General features: G+C 43.8%; 15 protein-coding genes and 1 pseudogene. 5 read left to right on the top strand and 11 right to left on the bottom strand.

Features of this window, described 5'->3' with window-relative positions:
- Positions 1-3 precede the first annotated feature (3 nt).
- The 4 genes from dut (at position 4) to lpxL (A9260_RS09640) (ending at position 3,190) form a co-directional block, all read left to right on the top strand.
- Positions 4-459, top strand: coding sequence for a dUTP diphosphatase (gene dut, locus A9260_RS09655; RefSeq protein WP_068698506.1), 456 nt, complete (start codon positions 4-6; stop codon positions 457-459).
- A 51-nt stretch (positions 460-510) separates the two neighbouring features.
- The gene (gene slmA / locus A9260_RS09650; RefSeq protein WP_068698469.1) at positions 511-1,101 is read left to right on the top strand and encodes a nucleoid occlusion factor SlmA; all 591 of its coding nucleotides are present in this window, start codon (positions 511-513) and stop codon (positions 1,099-1,101) included.
- 15 nt (positions 1,102-1,116) lie between these two features.
- Positions 1,117-2,061 (top strand): LpxL/LpxP family Kdo(2)-lipid IV(A) lauroyl/palmitoleoyl acyltransferase, encoded by a 945-nt coding sequence (gene lpxL / locus A9260_RS09645; protein WP_068698467.1) that lies wholly within the window; start codon positions 1,117-1,119, stop codon positions 2,059-2,061.
- 184 nt (positions 2,062-2,245) lie between these two features.
- Entirely contained in the window at positions 2,246-3,190 is a 945-nt protein-coding gene (lpxL, locus tag A9260_RS09640; protein ID WP_068698465.1) for an LpxL/LpxP family Kdo(2)-lipid IV(A) lauroyl/palmitoleoyl acyltransferase, read from the top strand.
- Between the two features lie 112 nt (positions 3,191-3,302).
- On the opposite strand, the gene hemE is transcribed toward lpxL (A9260_RS09640), so the two are convergent.
- Positions 3,303-4,370 carry a uroporphyrinogen decarboxylase gene (hemE, locus tag A9260_RS09635; protein WP_068698463.1) on the bottom strand — a complete coding sequence of 356 codons (1,068 nt, stop codon included), beginning with the start codon at positions 4,368-4,370 and terminating at the stop codon, positions 3,303-3,305.
- A gap of 226 nt (positions 4,371-4,596) precedes the next feature.
- A complete protein-coding gene (nudC, locus tag A9260_RS09630; RefSeq protein WP_068698461.1) occupies positions 4,597-5,382 on the bottom strand; it encodes an NAD(+) diphosphatase in 786 nt (261 codons plus the stop codon).
- 172 nt (positions 5,383-5,554) lie between these two features.
- Here nudC and A9260_RS09625 point away from each other — a divergent pair, with 172 nt between their 5' ends.
- Positions 5,555-6,046, top strand: a complete 492-nt coding sequence (locus tag A9260_RS09625; RefSeq protein WP_068698459.1) for an Rsd/AlgQ family anti-sigma factor — start codon at positions 5,555-5,557, stop codon at positions 6,044-6,046.
- Positions 6,047-6,208: 162 nt separating this feature from the next.
- Here the strand turns inward: A9260_RS09625 and rpoC are convergent, their stop codons facing one another.
- From rpoC to tuf, 9 genes and pseudogenes are all read right to left on the bottom strand, one after another.
- On the bottom strand, positions 6,209-10,417 hold the full coding sequence (rpoC, locus tag A9260_RS09620; RefSeq protein ID WP_068698457.1) for a DNA-directed RNA polymerase subunit beta': 4,209 nt from the start codon (positions 10,415-10,417) through the stop codon (positions 6,209-6,211).
- Between the two features lie 80 nt (positions 10,418-10,497).
- A complete protein-coding gene (rpoB, locus tag A9260_RS09615; protein ID WP_068698456.1) occupies positions 10,498-14,526 on the bottom strand; it encodes a DNA-directed RNA polymerase subunit beta in 4,029 nt (1,342 codons plus the stop codon).
- A gap of 232 nt (positions 14,527-14,758) precedes the next feature.
- On the bottom strand, positions 14,759-15,127 hold the full coding sequence (rplL, locus tag A9260_RS09610) for a 50S ribosomal protein L7/L12 (RefSeq protein WP_068698454.1): 369 nt from the start codon (positions 15,125-15,127) through the stop codon (positions 14,759-14,761).
- 57 nt (positions 15,128-15,184) lie between these two features.
- On the bottom strand, positions 15,185-15,682 hold the full coding sequence (gene rplJ, locus A9260_RS09605; RefSeq protein WP_068698452.1) for a 50S ribosomal protein L10: 498 nt from the start codon (positions 15,680-15,682) through the stop codon (positions 15,185-15,187).
- A 274-nt stretch (positions 15,683-15,956) separates the two neighbouring features.
- On the bottom strand, positions 15,957-16,661 hold the full coding sequence (gene rplA, locus A9260_RS09600; protein WP_068698450.1) for a 50S ribosomal protein L1: 705 nt from the start codon (positions 16,659-16,661) through the stop codon (positions 15,957-15,959).
- 4 nt (positions 16,662-16,665) lie between these two features.
- Entirely contained in the window at positions 16,666-17,094 is a 429-nt protein-coding gene (gene rplK, locus A9260_RS09595; RefSeq protein WP_021714674.1) for a 50S ribosomal protein L11, read from the bottom strand.
- Between the two features lie 141 nt (positions 17,095-17,235).
- On the bottom strand, positions 17,236-17,784 hold the full coding sequence (gene nusG, locus A9260_RS09590) for a transcription termination/antitermination protein NusG (RefSeq protein ID WP_068698448.1): 549 nt from the start codon (positions 17,782-17,784) through the stop codon (positions 17,236-17,238).
- An 11-nt stretch (positions 17,785-17,795) separates the two neighbouring features.
- Positions 17,796-18,173, bottom strand: coding sequence for a preprotein translocase subunit SecE (gene secE, locus A9260_RS09585; RefSeq protein WP_068698446.1), 378 nt, complete (start codon positions 18,171-18,173; stop codon positions 17,796-17,798).
- A 256-nt stretch (positions 18,174-18,429) separates the two neighbouring features.
- Positions 18,430-18,761, bottom strand: a pseudogene (tuf, locus tag A9260_RS09580) (elongation factor Tu); the annotation flags it as partial.

The raw sequence follows: 18,761 nt of genomic DNA, 5'->3' as shown, positions 1-18,761 counted from the left end.
GCAATGAAAAAAATTGACTTAAAGATCTTAGACCCACGTATTGGCGAACAATTTCCACTGCCAGCGTATGCGACAGAAGGCTCGGCTGGCTTAGACCTGCGAGCTTGTTTAGATGAAGCATTAATCGTTACACCGGGACAAACGCACCTAGTGCCTACTGGGCTTGCGATTCATATCGGTGATACGAGTTTAGCTGCCACCATTCTTCCTCGCTCTGGTTTAGGCCACAAGCACGGTATTGTGTTAGGTAACCTTGTTGGTTTGATTGATTCTGACTATCAGGGACAGCTAATGGTTTCAGTCTGGAACAGAGGACAAGACACTTTCACTATCGAGCCGGGTGACCGTATTGCTCAACTTGTTTTTGTTCCTGTTGTTCAAGCTCAATTTAATCTTGTTGAAGACTTCAATACCTCTGATAGAGGTGAAGGTGGCTTTGGTCATTCAGGCAAAAACTAATTTATAGATTCATCTCTACAGTCAAAGTACATACAAAAAAGGACGTAATAAATGACAGGCAAACGTAGTTCAAATCGTCGTGACGAGATTTTGCAAGCTCTTGCTTTGATGCTGGAATCCAGTGATGGCACCTCCAGAATTACTACGGCTAAATTAGCACAACAAGTGGGTGTATCTGAAGCCGCGCTTTATCGACACTTTCCAAGTAAAGCCCGCATGTTTGAAGGACTTATCGAGTTTATAGAACAATCTGTTTTATCTCGCATCAACCAAATCATGGATCAAGAAAAAGACACCATGGTTCGTTTGCATGAAGTACTGCGCTTTATTTTACTATTCACTGAACATAATAAAGGACTTTCTCGCATCCTTTCCGGTCATGCACTAATGTTTGAGAATGAGCGACTAAGAGATCGTATTAATCAACTGTTTAGTAAAATAGAAAGTCAGATTAAACAAATTTTAAGAGAAAGAATGCTTCGTGAAGGCAAAGGCTTTGCTAGCGATGAAAAGGTTCTTGCTTCTATTGTATTAAGCTACATAGAAGGCCGCTTGAACCGCTTTGTCCGCAGTGACTTTGTAATCAAACCATCAGCTGATTTTGATGAATATTGGAGCATGCTAAACCAGCAACTAGCTTAACCTGTTGGAAGAAATATGAATAAATACGCCCCACCTCAGTTTTCAATCAAATTACTGCACCCTAAATTTTGGAGTGTCTGGTTGAGTTTTGGTGTACTCGCATTGCTTGTGAATCTACTGCCCTACTCTTTATTGCTTAAAGTAGGGCATGGTTTTGGCCACCTTGGCTTAAAACTAGCAAAGAGCCGAGTAAAGGTCGCAAGACGAAATTTAGAGCTGGCATTTCCTGATAAGTCAGCCGAAGAACTAGACCGCACTGTTATAGAAAACATTAAGAATACAGGCCTAGCCTTTGTCGAAATGGGAATCACTTGGTTTTGGCCAACATGGCGCCTTAAACGTCGTATTCGTGCGGTCAACCTCCAGCACGCTATCGACTTTGCACAGCAAGGGCGAGGTGTATTACTTTGCCACCCGCACACTCTTAATTTAGAAATTAGTGCCAGAGCATTTGCTGTGTTGGGCTATCCAGGCCATGGTGTCTATCGCCCAAATAATAATCCTGTGTATGACCTTATTCAATACTGGGGACGCACCCACAATGGTAATACACTGGTTGATCGTAAGAACGTAAAAGAAATGATTCGAGTACTTAAACGTGGTGAGCGTTTATTTTACTTAGGCGATCATGATTACGGTCGTAATAAAGCCGTATTTGTTCCTTTCTTTGCTGTCAAAGATGCCTGCACTACAACTGGTGCGAACATGCTTTTTTCTTTAACCGATTGCGCGATGATTCCAGTCTCGGGTTTTAGGGATGAACATGGACATTATGAGATAAACCTTGCGCACTCGATTCATGAACACTTCCCTAAAGATGACCTCGAAGCTGGTGCTACCATGATGAACAAAGCTTATGAAAAGATCATATTGCGTCAGGTAGATCAATGGATGTGGGTACATAAGCGCTATAAAACGATGCAAGATGAAGCTCAACCCAGAGGTATACGTTACAAATAGCCCTCCTGTTTTATCAAAAATACTTCATATAATTTCTGCATTTCCCCTGCATAGAAGTGTTAAACTTCATAACTTAACGCGCTATTTTACAAGTGGTTCTAAATATAGAACCACTTACATTCACAACCATTTAATTGCCTATCGATTTTCATAGTCAGTTTTCCCCTCTCTTCATTAGGATTTTATGAGTAAATACGATAACCCTACCTTCAGTGCAAGATTAATGCATCCAAAGTACTGGGGGGTCTGGTTAGGGTTTGGATTACTCGCTGCGCTTGTCAATATATTACCTTTTCGTATCCTACTATTTATTGGCCGAGGCTTAGGCCGAATGGCGATGCCCTTTGCAAAAAGTCGCGTCCGAGTTGCTAAGCGAAACCTTGAACTGGCTTTTCCTGAAATGCCTCAAGATGAAATAGAAAGAATCGTAATTGAGAACTTCAAAAATACTGGCTTTGCACTTTTTGAAACTGGTATCACTTGGTTCTGGCCAACTTGGCGTCTAAAGCGACACATTAAAGTGCACAATGCACAGCCAATAATGGATTATGCAAAACAGAAGAAAGGGGTCTTGGTCTGTCATCCACACGCTTTAAATCTAGAAGTGAGTGCACGAGCTTTTGCGGTATTGGGCTACCCTGGTCATGGTGTTTATCGCCCACACTCAAATGCAGCGTATAACTTAATTCAATATTGGGGTCGTACTCACAATGGCAACAAGGTCATTGATCGAAAGAACTTAAAAGAAATGATTCGTACACTAAAAAGTGGTGAGCGACTTTTTTACTTGGGTGACCATGATTACGGTCGTAAAAAAGCAGTATTTGTCCCTTTCTTTGCGGTTCAAGAAGCGTGTACGGTGACTGGGGCTAATATCTTAGCCAAGATGACCGACTGCGCAATTATCCCGATGACGGGCTATCGCGATACCGATAGCAAGTGGGAGTTATACTTTGATGACCCTATCCATGAACACTTTCCAAAGGATGATACTGAAGCAGGTGCTGCCTATATGAACCGAGCTTTAGAAAAGACCATACTAAGAAAAATGGATCAATGGATGTGGCTTCACAAGCGCTTTAAAACGCCAAAGGATCAAAGTCTACCTAAAGGCTATCTCTACAAATAACGGCTAGACACTCCATAAATAAATAGAGTCACAAGCAAAAGGGTCGGAATCTGCGATAAGCAAATTCCGACCCTTAATATTTTGTGGCTCTCAGAGCTTTTATAAATACGTTCTATTTATGATATGGCTTAGACAACTCATGTACTGCATCCACAAACACACCCGCATTTTCTGGCGGAACATCAAGATGAATACCGTGACCTAGGTTAAATACATGACCTGTACCACCATCACCAAAGCCTTCTAGAATGGTGCCAACTTCTTGACGGATTCTCTCTGGCTGAGCATATAAAATAGATGGGTCCATATTGCCCTGCAACGCGACTTTATCGCCTACACGTTTTTTCGCATCAGCAATATTAATAGTCCAATCAAGACCAATAGCATCACAGCCAGTCGCTGCAATAGACTCAAGCCACATACCACCGTTCTTGGTAAACAGGGTAACAGGAACACGACGACCTTCATTCTCACGAATTAGACCATCTACAATTTTGTGCATGTAACGCAGTGAGAACTCATTGTAGTCACGCGGAGTAAGCACGCCACCCCAAGTATCAAATACCATCACAGACTGCGCTCCAGCCTTAATTTGGGCATTCAAATACTCGATCACACTGTCTGCTAGCTTATCAAGTAACAAGTGCAGTGTTGCTGGCTCTGCATACATCATCTTCTTAAGTTTGGTGAATGCTTTTGAGCTTCCGCCTTCAACCATATAGGTTGCTAAAGTCCAAGGGCTTCCAGAGAAACCAATAAGAGGAACTTCACCTTGTAGGTCTTTACGGATTTGACGAACTGCATTCATTACATATTGCAGTTCACCTTCAGGATCTGGCAGACCAATCTTATCTACATCTGCTTTACAGGTAATTGGACGTTCAAATTTTGGACCTTCACCAGCTTCAAAATATAAACCTAAGCCCATTGCATCAGGGATGGTTAAAATATCAGAAAACAAAATAGCCGCGTCTAAAGGAAAACGACGTAAAGGTTGTAGTGTGACTTCTGAAGCTAATTCAGCATTTTTACACAGCGACATAAAGTCACCAGCAACGGACCTAGTTGCTCGGTATTCTGGCAGGTAACGACCTGCTTGACGCATCATCCATACCGGCGTGTAATCAACTGGCTGCTTTAATAAGGCGCGCAAGTAACGGTCATTTTTTAATTCAGTCATTTCTAGGTCATAGTCTCTTAATACTAAAGCGTCATATTAACACTTTTCGCTTGTCAGCAATATTGGAGGATTGAGTAGTTGATCATGTTCTACGTACTAAAACATAACGCTCTTTACTCAAATAAAAAGTATTTTCAATAATCTGTGATCTTTGAATAATACGGTCAGTTAAGGTTTCCAGCAACCACATGGAATCAATAACATAGCCACATTTACGGAGAATTAATTAACGAGAGCTTGTCTTTACTGTTGCGTTAATTAATGCCCTAGCAATTGTGCCTTCTGGTGCAACTTCTGGCAGTTCGTGACAATTGAACCATTTAGCGTCACTTAACTCATTGTAATCGGGCTTAATGTCGCCACATTTATAATCGGCAAAAAAGCCCATCATCATACTACTTGGAAATGCCCACGGTTGGCTGGCGAAATATTGAATGTTTTGCACCTCAATACCAGTCTCTTCTTTTACTTCTCTGGCAACACATTGCTCTAAGGTTTCACCCACTTCTAGGAAACCGGCAATAACGGTATACATGTTTCCCTTATGCCTTGGATGTTGGGCTAATAGGATTTGGTTTTCTTTTCTTACCGCAACAATGATACACGGAAATATTCTAGGGTAATGTAAGGTTCGGCACTGCTGGCACTGCATTGCCAGTTGATTATGATTGAAGTTATTTCGACCTCCACACTGACCACAGAAACGCATAGTTTGCGTCATATGACCATATTGTACCGCTTTACTAATGAGTAAGAATAACGATTCAGAGTAGTGCAGTAGCTCTCGTAATGACACCATCGGTAACTCAGCTTCAACATCACAATCATTTAACCAATAAACTGGATGGCCTTCATGAGTGCCTATATTGATGGCATGATCAACCGATTGGCTCAACCCGTGACCTAAGCTTTCTGCACTGCCAAATGGAATTTGCATATCGCTTAGCCATACATTACTACTATTGACCACCAGCCAATACGCCGTAGTTTGATGTTTACTTTTTTTTAACATCTCTTTGCCTCTTTACTTGCAGTTCTATCATTTTACTGGCAATCTAAATCTATGCCAGTCGCACAGAGCAATTGATTCGAAGCTATTGGTGTCACACATAATTTTGATATTAATATAGAACCCTCTCGTTGTATTCGAGAGCTTTACCTGACCGGTAAAGGATCATGAGGACATGGTCATGCTAAAGAAATTCAGACAAGTACAAGAAGAATGGGGTGGCTCTAGTGAAGTCATCGACCATTGGCTAGAAACTCGCCAAACCCTGCTCGTCGAGTATGTAAAGCTCGCCGCATTGCAACCCGCTTCCGCTTCATCAAATGTTGCGACCCTGCCGACGAAAGAAGAACTTCAAAAGTTCTCTCAACACCTTGTCGACTATATCTCTGAAGGTCACTTCAAAATTTACGATATGGTAATGGATAAGTGGAGTGCTACTGGGTTTCAATCTACTGAAGAAATTAGCCTTACTTACGCAAAAATCGTACTCACGACAGAGCCCTTGTTAAGCTTTACCGATAAATACGCAGAAATTAAAGATGATGATCTTAATAATTTTGAAAGCGATATGTCTAAGGTTGGGGAGGTGCTTGAGCTTCGATTTAGTGTTGAAGATAAGCTCATTCAGTTGATCGCAGATAGCTTAGCGATACCGCCTGGCGCTTAATTTGTTGGGCACGTCTATTATCTAGGGAGTTTAACGCTTCCTAGATTTTTTCGACTTAAATATCTTAAATCTGCTTTAGAACCCAATATCTCACTTCGATAAATATCAGACATTAAAAAAGGCACCCTAAGGTGCCTTTTTGCTATCAGCTAGAAAGCTCGATTACTCGTCAGAGAAACCTGCGTTTAGTAGCGCAGCCAAGTTATCCGTTGCTTGTTCAGCAGATGGACCTTGTTGCTCTTCACGGCTAGCTTGACGATTTTGGTGGTAAGCAAAACCCGTACCCGCTGGGATCAAACGACCCACGATTACGTTTTCTTTCAGACCACGAAGCTCATCACGCTTACCAGAAACAGCTGCTTCTGTAAGTACGCGAGTTGTCTCCTGGAACGATGCCGCAGAGATGAACGACTCAGTTGCTAGAGATGCTTTAGTGATACCTAGTAGTTCACGTTCAAAGCCTGCTGGCTCTTTACCTTCAGCTTCTAGGGCACGGTTAGCAATCTTAACTTGTGCGTATTCAACTTGCTCGCCAGGTAGGAAGTCAGAGTCACCCGCTTTAGTGATTGTACACTTACGTAGCATTTGACGAACGATAGTCTCAATGTGCTTATCGTTAATCTTAACGCCTTGTAGACGGTAAACTTCTTGTACTTCGTTAGCGATGTACTGAGTCATAGCATGAATACCACGTAAACGTAGGATGTCATGTGGAGTCTCAGGACCATCGGCGATTACATCACCACGTTCAACCTTCTCACCTTCAAATACGTTAAGCTGACGATGTTTAGGAATCATCTCTTCGTAGGCTTCTCCACCTTCGCGAGTGATAACTAGACGACGTTTACCTTTCGTTTCTTTACCAAATGACACACTACCAGTGTGCTCAGCAAGAATCGCAGGCTCTTTCGGCTTACGTGCTTCAAATAGATCGGCTACGCGTGGTAGACCACCAGTGATATCTTTGTTACCGCCAGATTTCTGAGGGATACGCGCTAGTGTGTCACCCACACCAACTTCAGCACCATCTTCAATATTGACAATCGCTTTACCCGGTAGGAAGTATTGAGCTGGCATATCAGTACCAGGGATCATTACATCGTTACCTTTGTCATCAACAAGCTTGATAGCTGGACGCATGTCTTTACCTGCAGCAGGACGTGCTGCAGGGTCTGTTACTTCACTTGAAGATAGACCAGTTAGGTCATCTGTGTGACGAGCAACAGTTACGCCATCAATCATATCAACGTACTGGATGCGACCTGCCACTTCAGTGATGATTGGCAGTGTATGCGCTTCCCAGTTTGCGATTACATATCCAGACTCTAGCTTAGCAGTTTCGATATCGCTTTCTTTGATGTTAAGAACAGTACCGTAAGGTAGTTTATGCTTCTCTTTTGTACGGCCTAACGCATCAACGATGGTTAGTTCAGACGCACGAGAAGTAACAACTAGCTTACCGTCTTTATTCACAACGAACTTAACGTTGTGAAGGTACGGTGTACCGTCGTTCTTAGTTTGAATGCTGTTTTCAGCAGCTGCTGTCGAAGCAGCACCACCGATGTGGAACGTACGCATTGTAAGCTGTGTACCAGGTTCACCGATAGACTGAGCAGCGATAACGCCTACTGCTTCACCTTGGTTTACTAGGTGGCCACGAGCTAGGTCACGACCGTAACACAATGCACAACAACCAAAGTCTGCATCACAGGTAACTACTGAGCGCACTTTCATGCTATCTACAGAGTTTTCTTCCATGATTTGACACCACTTCTCATCAATCAGAGTATTACGTGGAATCAGTACTTCTTCAGTACCAGGCTTAAGAACGTCATCAGCAACAACACGACCTAGTGCCAGCTCAGAAAGTGGAACTTTAACGTCACCACCTTCGATATGAGGCATCATTTCAACACCTTCATGGGTGCCACAGTCATGTTCGTGAACTACAACATCCTGTGCAACGTCTACTAGACGACGCGTTAGATAACCGGAGTTCGCTGTTTTCAGTGCTGTATCCGCAAGACCCTTACGAGCCCCGTGCGTTGAGATAAAGTACTGAAGTACGTTTAGACCTTCTTTAAAGTTTGCTGTGATTGGTGTCTCGATGATTGAACCATCTGGACGAGCCATCAGACCACGCATACCAGCAAGCTGACGAATCTGCGCTGCAGAACCACGAGCACCGGAGTCAGCCATCATGTAGATGCTGTTAAACGATTCTTGTACTTCTTCTTCGCCTTTACTGTTAATAACAGTTTCTGAAGATAGGTTATCCATCATTGCTTTCGCAACACGGTCGTTGGTAGACGCCCAGATATCGATAACTTTGTTGTAACGCTCACCCGCTGTTACCAAACCAGATTGGTATTGGTCTTGGATTTCGCGTACTTCTTCTTCAGCTGATTCGATCTCATCGTATTTAGCTTGTGGAACAACCATATCGTCGATACCAACAGATACGCCAGATAGTGCAGCGTATGCAAAACCTGTGTACATGATTTGGTCAGCGAAGATTACAGTGTCTTTCAAGCCAAGGTTACGGTAAGCCTCATCAAGAAGTTTAGAAATCTGCTTCTTACCAAGCTTTTGGTTTACTAGTTCAAACGGTAGGCCCGCAGGAACGATCTGCCATAACATTGCACGACCAACAGTCGTATCAAAAAGCTTAGTTTCAGTAGTCAGATTACCGTCATCATCTTTGATGGTTTCAGTAAGACGAACTTTAACGCGTGCGTGTAGTTCAGCGCTCTTAGTGCGGTATGCCTTTTCAGCCTCTTCTGGGCCGGCAAGGTACATGCCTTCACCTTTCACGTTGATCTTGTCACGAGTCATGTAGTAAAGACCCAATACAACGTCCTGAGAAGGTACGATGATAGGATCACCTGACGCTGGCGACAGAATGTTATTCGTCGACATCATCAGTGTACGTGCTTCAAGCTGAGCTTCCAGAGTTAGAGGTACGTGTACCGCCATCTGGTCACCATCGAAGTCGGCGTTATACGCAGCACACACAAGCGGGTGCAACTGAATCGCTTTACCTTCGATAAGTACTGGTTCGAACGCTTGGATACCTAGACGGTGAAGTGTAGGTGCACGGTTCAATAGTACCGGGTGTTCGCGAATTACTTCGTCTAGGATATCCCAAACTACTGCTTCTTCACGCTCTACCATTTTCTTAGCTGCTTTGATCGTTGTCGCTAGACCACGAAGCTCAAGCTTGCTGTAGATGAATGGTTTAAATAGCTCAAGTGCCATCTTCTTAGGAAGACCACACTGATGTAGACGAAGGTATGGACCTACTGTGATTACAGAACGACCAGAGTAATCTACACGCTTACCAAGTAAGTTCTGACGGAAACGACCTTGTTTACCCTTGATCATATCAGCAAGAGATTTCAGAGGACGTTTGTTAGAACCTGTGATGGCACGACCACGACGACCGTTATCTAGAAGCGCATCAACAGACTCTTGCAGCATACGTTTTTCATTTCGTACGATGATGTCCGGAGCAGATAGCTCTAGTAGACGCTTCAAACGGTTGTTACGGTTGATAACACGACGGTATAAGTCGTTCAGATCTGAAGTCGCAAAACGACCGCCATCTAGTGGAACTAGAGGACGTAGATCTGGCGGCAGTACTGGAAGTACAGTCAGAATCATCCACTCAGGATTGTTACCCGAAGATACGAATGCTTCTACTAACTTCAAGCGCTTAGTAACTTTTTTACGCTTAGTTTCAGAGTTAGTTGTTTCCAACTCTTCACGCATTAGTTCAGCTTCTTGCACAAGATCCATGGTAGAAAGCAGATCTTTGATCGCTTCTGCACCCATCTTAGCAGTGAACTCGTCACCCCACTCTTCTAGTTTGTCCAGATACTCTTCTTCAGTAAGCATCTGTCCTTTTTCTAGATCAGTCATACCGGATTCTGTTACTACGTACATTTCGAAGTAAAGAACACGTTCGATATCACGCAAAGGGATATCCATCAGTAGACCGATGCGAGACGGTAGTGATTTTAGGAACCAAATATGTGCTACAGGCGACGCTAGTTCGATGTGGCCCATACGGTCACGACGAACTTTAGTTTGTGTAACTTCTACGCCACACTTCTCACAGATAACACCGCGGTGCTTCAGACGCTTGTATTTGCCACATAGACATTCGTAATCTTTGACTGGGCCAAAAATACGCGCACAGAACAAACCATCACGTTCAGGCTTGAACGTACGATAGTTGATCGTCTCTGGCTTTTTAACTTCACCAAAAGACCATGAACGAATCATGTCAGGTGAAGAAAGACCGATTTTGATTGCATCAAATTCTTCAGTCTTGTGTTGTGCTTTAAGAAAGTTTAGTAAATCTTTCACTGTCAGCTCCTGCAAGGAGTTAAAAGGCGCTCGAGGAGCGCCCTCTTACCAAGTAACTACTTTTCTTTATAAGAAAAGAATTACTCTTCGTCTTCTAGCTCGATGTTAATACCTAGCGAGCGGATTTCTTTCAACAGTACGTTGAATGATTCCGGCATGCCTGGTTCCATCGAGTGGTTACCATCTACGATGTTTTTATACATCTTAGTACGGCCATTCACGTCATCCGACTTAACGGTTAGCATTTCTTGTAGAGTGTAAGCAGCACCGTATGCTTCTAGTGCCCATACTTCCATCTCACCGAAACGCTGACCACCGAACTGAGCTTTACCACCAAGTGGTTGCTGAGTTACTAGGCTGTAAGAACCAGTTGAACGTGCGTGCATCTTGTCATCAACCAAGTGGTTCAGTTTCAGCATGTACATGTAACCTACAGTTACAGGACGCTCAAACGAATCACCAGTACGACCATCAAACAAAGTAAGCTGACCTGATTCAGGTAGATCACCTAGTTGCAGTAGTTTCTTGATGTTCTTCTCAGAAGCACCGTCAAATACTGGAGTCGCGATTGGTAGACCGCCACGTAGATTCTTAACTAGCGTACGAACTTGATCGTCCGATAGTTCAGCAATATCTACGTCTTGACGAGTATCACCAAGATCATAAACCTTCTGTAAGAACTCACGGAACCTAGCTAGTTCCTGTTGCTCTTTAATCATCTGGTTGATCTTGTCACCGATACCTTTAGCCGCTAGACCCAAGTGAACTTCAAGGATCTGACCGATGTTCATACGTGATGGTACACCCAGTGGGTTAAGAACGATATCGACCGGTTGACCTTTCTCATCGTAAGGCATGTCTTCAACAGGGTTAATCTTAGAGATTACACCCTTGTTACCGTGACGACCCGCCATTTTATCACCAGGCTGGATGCGACGTCTAACCGCTAGGTAAACCTTAACAATCTTAAGAACGCCAGGTGCTAAGTCATCACCTTGAGTGATCTTACGACGCTTAGTTTCAAACTTCTTATCGAAGTCAGCTTTAAGCTCGTCGTTCTGCTCTGCAAGTTGCTCAAGTTGAGATTGCAGTGCGTCATCTTCAAGAGTTTGCTCTAGCCACTGTTTACGGTTAATTGTATCCAGTTTAGCTTCAGAGTAACCACCAGCAATCAATACAGCACGAACGCGGTTTAGAAGGCCACCCTCAAGAATCTGGAATTCTTCAGTAAGGTCTTTCTTCGCTTCTTTAAGCTGCATTTGCTCTATTTCTAGAGCACGTTTGTCTTTTTCTACGCCATCGCGAGTAAAGACTTGAACGTCAATGATGGTACCTGAAACAGAGTTAGGCACACGTAGTGATGTATCTTTAACATCAGATGCTTTTTCACCGAAGATTGCACGTAGTAGTTTCTCTTCAGGAGTTAGCTGAGTTTCACCTTTAGGCGTTACTTTACCAACTAGGATGTCGCCACCCTTAACTTCAGCACCAATGTAAACGATACCTGACTCATCTAGTTTAGATAGAGCAGCTTCACCTACGTTTGGAATATCAGCAGTGATTTCTTCAGAACCAAGCTTAGTATCACGCGCCACACAAGATAGTTCTTGAATGTGGATAGTAGTAAAGCGATCTTCTTGTACTACACGCTCAGAAACTAGGATTGAATCCTCAAAGTTGTAACCATTCCAAGGCATGAATGCGATACGCATGTTTTGGCCAAGAGCCAATTCGCCAAGGTCAGTTGAAGGACCATCTGCTAGAACGTCACCTCTTGCTACTGGTTCGCCAGGTAGCACGGTAGGACGTTGGTTAATACAAGTGTTCTGGTTAGAACGCGTGTATTTAGTTAGGTTATAGATATCGATACCAGCTTCGCCAGGTACCAATTCATTTTCATTAACCTTAATAACGATACGAGAAGCGTCTACAGACTGAACCATACCGCCACGCTTAGCTACTGCTGTAACACCAGAGTCAACCGCAATATTGCGTTCAACACCAGTACCTACAAGCGGCTTATCAGCGCGTAGAGTTGGAACTGCCTGACGTTGCATGTTCGCACCCATCAATGCACGGTTTGCATCATCGTGCTCTAGGAATGGGATCAAAGATGCAGCGATAGATACTACCTGGTTCGTAGCAACATCCATGTAACTCACGTTTTCACGTGGGTGTAGACCTGATTCACCCTTCAAACGGGCTGTGATCAGTTCATCATTGAATGTGTTGCTTTCAGTCAATACTGTATTCGCCTGAGCGATAACGTATTGGCCTTCTTCGATAGCAGATAGGTAATCGACGTCTTCTGTTACTACACCATCAACAACGCGACGATAAGGAGTCTCTAGGAAACCAAAGTCGTTACAACGCGCATACGCAGATAGTGAGTTAATTAGACCGATGTTCGGACCTTCAGGAGTTTCGATCGGACATAGACGACCGTAGTGCGTAACGTGAACGTCACGAACCTCAAAGCCAGCACGCTCACGAGTTAGACCACCAGGACCTAACGCTGAGATACGACGTTTGTGAGTAACTTCTGAAAGCGGGTTGTTCTGATCCATAAACTGAGACAACTGAGAAGAGCCAAAGAACTCTTTCACTGCCGCAGAAATTGGCTTAGCGTTGATCAAATCTTGAGGCATGATTGCATCAAGATCACCAAGGCTCAAACGCTCTTTAACAGCACGCTCAACACGAACTAGACCTACACGGAATTGGTTTTCTGCCATTTCGCCTACAGAGCGAATACGACGGTTACCAAGGTGATCGATATCATCCACTTCACCTTTACCATTACGGATAGAGATAAGCTTCTTCATCACTTCGATGATATCAGTTTCGTCTAGGATGCCTTGCTCGCCTGCGTCTTCACGCAAGATTGAGCTGTTAAACTTCATACGACCTACAGTTGATAGATCGTAGCGCTCTTCAGAGAAGAACAAGCTTGTGAATAATGATTCAGCAGCATCTTTCGTTGGTGGCTCGCCAGGACGCATCATGCGGTAGATTTCTACCAATGCAGATAGGCGGTCTGTTGTACTGTCACCACGAAGTGTATCAGACATGAATGGACCATGATCTAGGTCATTCGTGAACAATACTTCCAGCTTAGAGTGACCTGCTTGCGCAAGGTTAGCTAGGCTTTCAAGCGTGAACTCTTGGTTCGCGCCAACAACGATTTCGCCAGTACTTTCGTCAATGTAGTCTTTAGAGGCTACTTTGCCAACGATGTAGTCAACCGGTACTTCGATGAACTCAACGCCATCTTTTTCAAGATTGCGGATATGGCGGGCAGTCACACGACGACCAGCTTCAACGTAAGTAGTACCGTTCGCTTCAATATCAAAAGAAGCAGTTTCACCACGTAGACGTTCAGGAACCAACTCCATCATTAGAGTTTGGTTTTGAACTTCAAAGCGTACTTTATCGAAGAACAGATCTAGGATCTCTTCTGTCGTTTTACCCAACGCACGTAGGATAATAGACGCTGGAAGTTTACGACGACGGTCGATACGAACAAACAGGCTATCCTTAGGATCGAACTCAAAGTCTAACCATGAGCCACGGTAAGGAATAACGCGTGCGTTATATAAAACTTTACCAGAAGAGTGAGTCTTACCCTTATCGCTGTCGAAGAATACACCCGGACTTCTATGTAACTGGGATACGATAACCCTCTCGGTACCATTAATCACAAAGGTACCATTGTCCGTCATGAGTGGAATTTCACCCATGTAGACTTCTTGTTCTTTAATGTCTTTTACAGTACCAGCTGGTGCGTCTTTGTCGAATACAACTAGACGCAGCTTAACGCGCAGCGGTTTTGAATAAGTGATACCACGGATTTGACATTCTTTAACATCAAATACAGGCTCACCAAGACGATAGCTAACGTATTGCAGCTCAGAATTGCCGTTGTAGCTCTGAATTGGAAAAACAGAACGAAAAGCAGCTTCCAGACCGTGTTCTCCTTCAGGATCCTGCTCGATAAATTTATCGAAAGAATCAAGCTGGATCGATAGCAGGTACGGGACGTCCAATACTTGTGGACGAGTACCAAAATCCTTACGGATGCGCTTTTTCTCGGTATAAGAGTAAACCATGGGGTTCCTCAGCTCGCTGATAAGTGACCCAACTGTCGATTATTTGCACAAAATAAAAGACAGAGACTAACAACTGTTTTACGTAATAACACTTCAGAGGTTATGAAGTATGTTTTTGCTTGGGTAAAAGGCGACTAAACAGTGAAAAAACACCTGTACCCTACAGCGCAAAAAGGCCGGTGGTTAATAAACCACCAGCCATTAGCCATTCGGCTAAGAAATTAAGTAATAATTACTTAACTTCAACAGAAGCACCAGCTTCTTCTAGAGTCGCTTTAAGAGCTTCTGCTTCTTCTTTAGAAACAGCTTCTTTAAGCGGTGCAGGTGCACCGTCAACTAGACCTTTAGCTTCTTTAAGGCCAAGACCTGTAGCGCCACGTACTGCTTTGATTACAGAAACCTTGTTACCGCCGATAGCAGTAAGGATTACGTCAAATTCAGTTTGTTCTTCAGCAGCGTCACCGCCAGCTGCGCCACCAGCAACTACAGCAGCTGCTGCAGATACGCCGAATTTCTCTTCCATAGCTTCGATAAGCTCAACAACTTGCATTACAGACATTTCTGCAACTGCGTCTAGGATTTGCTCGTTAGTAATAGACATAACAATTCTCTTTTAAGTCAACAATAAGTTTATTTTGCAACCAGTAGAAAGCAAGGCTTAAGCCGCTGCTTCTTCTTCTTTTTGGTCGCGAAGTGCAGCGATAGTACGTACCAGCTTGCCTGCAGAAGCTTCTTTCATGCACATCATTAGGCGTGCGATAGCTTCGTCGTAAGTTGGTAGTGTCGCTAGTAGATCTGCGTCAGTAACCGCGCCTTCAAATGCAGCAGCTTTGATCTCGAAATCTTTGTTCTCTTTAGCGAAGTCTTTAAAAAGACGCGCTGCAGCACCTGGGTGCTCGTTAGAGAATGCAATTAGAGTAGGACCAGTGAAAGTGTCAGTTAGACACTCGTAGTCAGTACCTTGCATTGCACGGCGTGCTAGTGTGTTACGCACAACTCTCATGTAAACACCCGCTTCACGAGCTTGTTTACGTAGAGAAGTCATTGCGCCAACTTGAACGCCACGAGAATCAGCTACAACTGCAGAAAGTGCACCACTGGCAGCTTCGTTGACTTCAGCAACAATTGCTTTTTTGTCTTGAAGGTTTAAAGCCATTTTGGATTTACTCCTGGTTGTCGTTACACTACTCACCATAATTGGTGAGAGTAAAAACAGTGCAGTCCCAGAAGAAAGGCAATCTTTTGCAAGCTTGGCTTTCTGTCAGTTCGGGCACCATCTACGTAGGTATACTATTAAGTTACATCGCTAAAATAGCTTGTAACGCCTACGGTCTTGGACGGAGACTCACTCTTACATCGAGATGTCTGAGTCAGCCCCAACCACAAATATTAGGCGCGAGATTATATACTAATTTCGCGCCAAAGCAAGATTAGCTTGCTTGCGTGTTCAGGCTAGCCTGATCAACAGTAACACCAGCACCCATCGTAGTAGAGATGGTTACTTTATTCAGGAAAGTACCTTTCGCTGAAGATGGCTTAGCTTTCTTAAGAGCAACTAGTAGTGCTTCTAAGTTCTCTTGAATTTGTGAAACTTCAAAAGATGCTTTACCAATAGTAGTGTGGATGATGCCATTTTTGTCGTTACGGTAACGAACCTGACCAGCTTTAGCGTTCTTAACCGCTTGAGCAACGTTAGGAGTCACAGTACCAACTTTAGGGTTTGGCATAAGGCCACGTGGACCTAAGATAGTACCAAGTTGACCAACAACGCGCATTGCATCTGGAGAAGCAACAACAACGTCAAAGTCCATTACACCCTTTTTAACTTGCTCAGCTAGGTCATCCATACCAACGATGTCAGCACCAGCTTCTTTCGCAGCTTCTGCATTTGCACCTTGAGTGAACACAGCAACGCGAATTTCACGACCAGTACCGTGAGGTAGTACAGTTGCACCACGTACGTTTTGATCAGATTTACGAGCATCAATGCCAAGGTTAACTGCAACGTCAACACTTTCATTGAAATTAGCTGTAGCTAGTTCTTTAAGAAGAGCAACAGCTTCGTTGATTTCGTACTCTTTAGTAACTTCAACTTTGTCGCGAATAACGCGCATACGCTTAGTAAGTTTTGCCATTGTCTTAACCCTCTACCACTAGGCCCATTGAACGAGCAGTACCCGCGATAGAACGCTTCATCGCTTCGATGTCAGCGCCAGTCATGTCTGCAGCTTTAGTTTCTGCAATCTCTTGAACTTGAGCGTCAGTTACAGTACCAACTTTCTCAGTGTTCGGACGACCAGAACCAGACTTGATGCCAGCTGCTTTAAGCAGAAGAACTGCAGCAGGTGGAGTCTTAGTTTCGAACGTGAAAGAACGGTCGTTGTATACAGAGATAACAACTGGGATTGGAAGACCTTTCTCAACAGATTCTGTTTTTGCGTTAAACGCTTTACAGAATTCCATGATGTTCACACCGTGTTGACCTAGAGCAGGACCAACCGGTGGCGACGGGTTCGCCATACCTGCTGCAACTTGCAGTTTGATATAAGCTTCAACTTTCTTAGCCATGATATTTCCTAATTTTGGGTAATAACGCTGCCATACGGCCAGCTCCCCGTAGTATAAAAACGCTTTACTTCACAAATAGAAGTAAAGAGGCGCGAATTATAGATACAATTCACGCCCCAAACAAGCCCTAAAGCCTATTTTTTAGTCAACTTTTTCAACTTGACCGAATTCGAGTTCTACTGGTGTAGCACGACCGAAGATCGATACTGACACTTTAAGACGGCTCTTCTCGTAATCCACCTCTTCAACAGTACCGTTGAAGTCAGCAAATGGACCGTCATTAACACGGACAACTTCACCCGCTTCGTACATAGTACGAGGGCGAGGAGCTTCATTTGCCTTCTCAAGACGATTCAAGATAGCATCAGCTTCTTTGTCTGTGATCGGTGCAGGTTTATCTGAAGTACCACCAATAAAGCCCATAACACGAGGAATGCTACGCACCAAGTGCCATGACTCATCGTTCATAATCATTTGAACAAGTACATAGCCAGGGAAGAATTTACGTTCGCTCTTGCGACGCTGACCAGCACGCATTTCGACAACTTCTTCAGTTGGAACTAATACTTCGCCAAAAAATTCTTCCATATCATGCATTCTGATATATTCGCGAAGAGAAGTAGCTACACGACCTTCAAAACCAGAAAAAGCCTGAACCACATACCAACGTTTCTTTGGTGCTTCACTCATGAACTAAACCCTCACACCCCAGTCGCTAGAGAAACAAGACGAACCATAATACCGTCAATTCCCCAAAGCGCTAGAGCCATAACAATACTTACAGCCAATACGATCAATGTCGTTTGCATAGTTTCTTGGCGAGTTGGCCAAACAACTTTACGAATCTCCATACGGGATTCACGTGCAAATATAATCGTAGCTTTACCTTTCGTAGTCGTAGCGGCGATACCAAGAGCGATTGCAATTAATGCAACAACACTCGCAGCTCGAATCACTACAGACATTTCACCATATAGGTGATTACCTACAACAGCAGCGGCCAGCAGAACAAAAGCGACAATCCACTTGAAGATGTCTGCTGCACTTGAGCTATCAGGAGTTTCTGCATTTGCTTTCATAAAACTAACCTGTGACAAGTCTTACTATAGACGACAATAACCCCGCTGTTGCAGGGCCTATTCAATTGTGTTGATAATCAACACATTCTTTCTGAACTTTCTTTCTAGTACAGGCTACAAAACCCACAATAGAAAGAAAAATTCTCAAAATTCTGTGCTCGTTATCGATAAAAAGAGTAATTTCTCGTCCTATCGTAAACAGTAGCGCAGAAAAAGGGCATCAAATGATGCCCTTTTGTTTAGATTTCGTCAATTATTAATCGAAAATCTTAGCTACAACACCAGCACCAACAGTACGGCCACCTTCACGGATTGCGAAGCGTAGACCTTCGTCCATTGCGATTGGAGCGATTAGCTCAACAGTCATTTGAACGTTGTCGCCTGGCATTACCATCTCAACACCTTCCGGTAGAGTGATGTCGCCTGTTACGTCAGTTGTACGGAAGTAGAACTGTGGACGGTAACCTTTGAAGAAAGGAGTGTGGCGGCCGCCTTCGTCTTTTGAAAGAACGTACACTTCTGACTCAAATTTAGTGTGTGGGTTGATTGAACCTTTAGCAGCAAGTACTTGGCCAGCAAGTACTTGGC

The sequence above is a fragment of the Vibrio sp. UCD-FRSSP16_30 genome, from assembly GCF_001676025.1.
GTDB lineage: Bacteria > Pseudomonadota > Gammaproteobacteria > Enterobacterales > Vibrionaceae > Vibrio.
This window is presented reverse-complemented; position numbering and strand designations above follow the sequence as displayed.

Coding starts and splice junctions, on each gene's coding strand:
- nudC (WP_068698461.1), bottom strand. CDS start 5,382: ATGTTAAAAAAAAGTAAACATCAAACTACGGCGTATTGGCTGGTGGTC.
- rplA (WP_068698450.1), bottom strand. CDS start 16,661: ATGGCAAAACTTACTAAGCGTATGCGCGTTATTCGCGACAAAGTTGAA.
- lpxL (WP_068698465.1), top strand. CDS start 2,246: ATGAGTAAATACGATAACCCTACCTTCAGTGCAAGATTAATGCATCCA.
- secE (WP_068698446.1), bottom strand. CDS start 18,173: ATGAAAGCAAATGCAGAAACTCCTGATAGCTCAAGTGCAGCAGACATC.
- rpoB (WP_068698456.1), bottom strand. CDS start 14,526: ATGGTTTACTCTTATACCGAGAAAAAGCGCATCCGTAAGGATTTTGGT.
- nusG (WP_068698448.1), bottom strand. CDS start 17,784: ATGAGTGAAGCACCAAAGAAACGTTGGTATGTGGTTCAGGCTTTTTCT.
- hemE (WP_068698463.1), bottom strand. CDS start 4,370: ATGACTGAATTAAAAAATGACCGTTACTTGCGCGCCTTATTAAAGCAG.
- rplL (WP_068698454.1), bottom strand. CDS start 15,127: ATGTCTATTACTAACGAGCAAATCCTAGACGCAGTTGCAGAAATGTCT.
- rplJ (WP_068698452.1), bottom strand. CDS start 15,682: ATGGCTTTAAACCTTCAAGACAAAAAAGCAATTGTTGCTGAAGTCAAC.
- dut (WP_068698506.1), top strand. CDS start 4: ATGAAAAAAATTGACTTAAAGATCTTAGACCCACGTATTGGCGAACAA.
- slmA (WP_068698469.1), top strand. CDS start 511: ATGACAGGCAAACGTAGTTCAAATCGTCGTGACGAGATTTTGCAAGCT.
- rplK (WP_021714674.1), bottom strand. CDS start 17,094: ATGGCTAAGAAAGTTGAAGCTTATATCAAACTGCAAGTTGCAGCAGGT.
- A9260_RS09625 (WP_068698459.1), top strand. CDS start 5,555: ATGGTCATGCTAAAGAAATTCAGACAAGTACAAGAAGAATGGGGTGGC.
- lpxL (WP_068698467.1), top strand. CDS start 1,117: ATGAATAAATACGCCCCACCTCAGTTTTCAATCAAATTACTGCACCCT.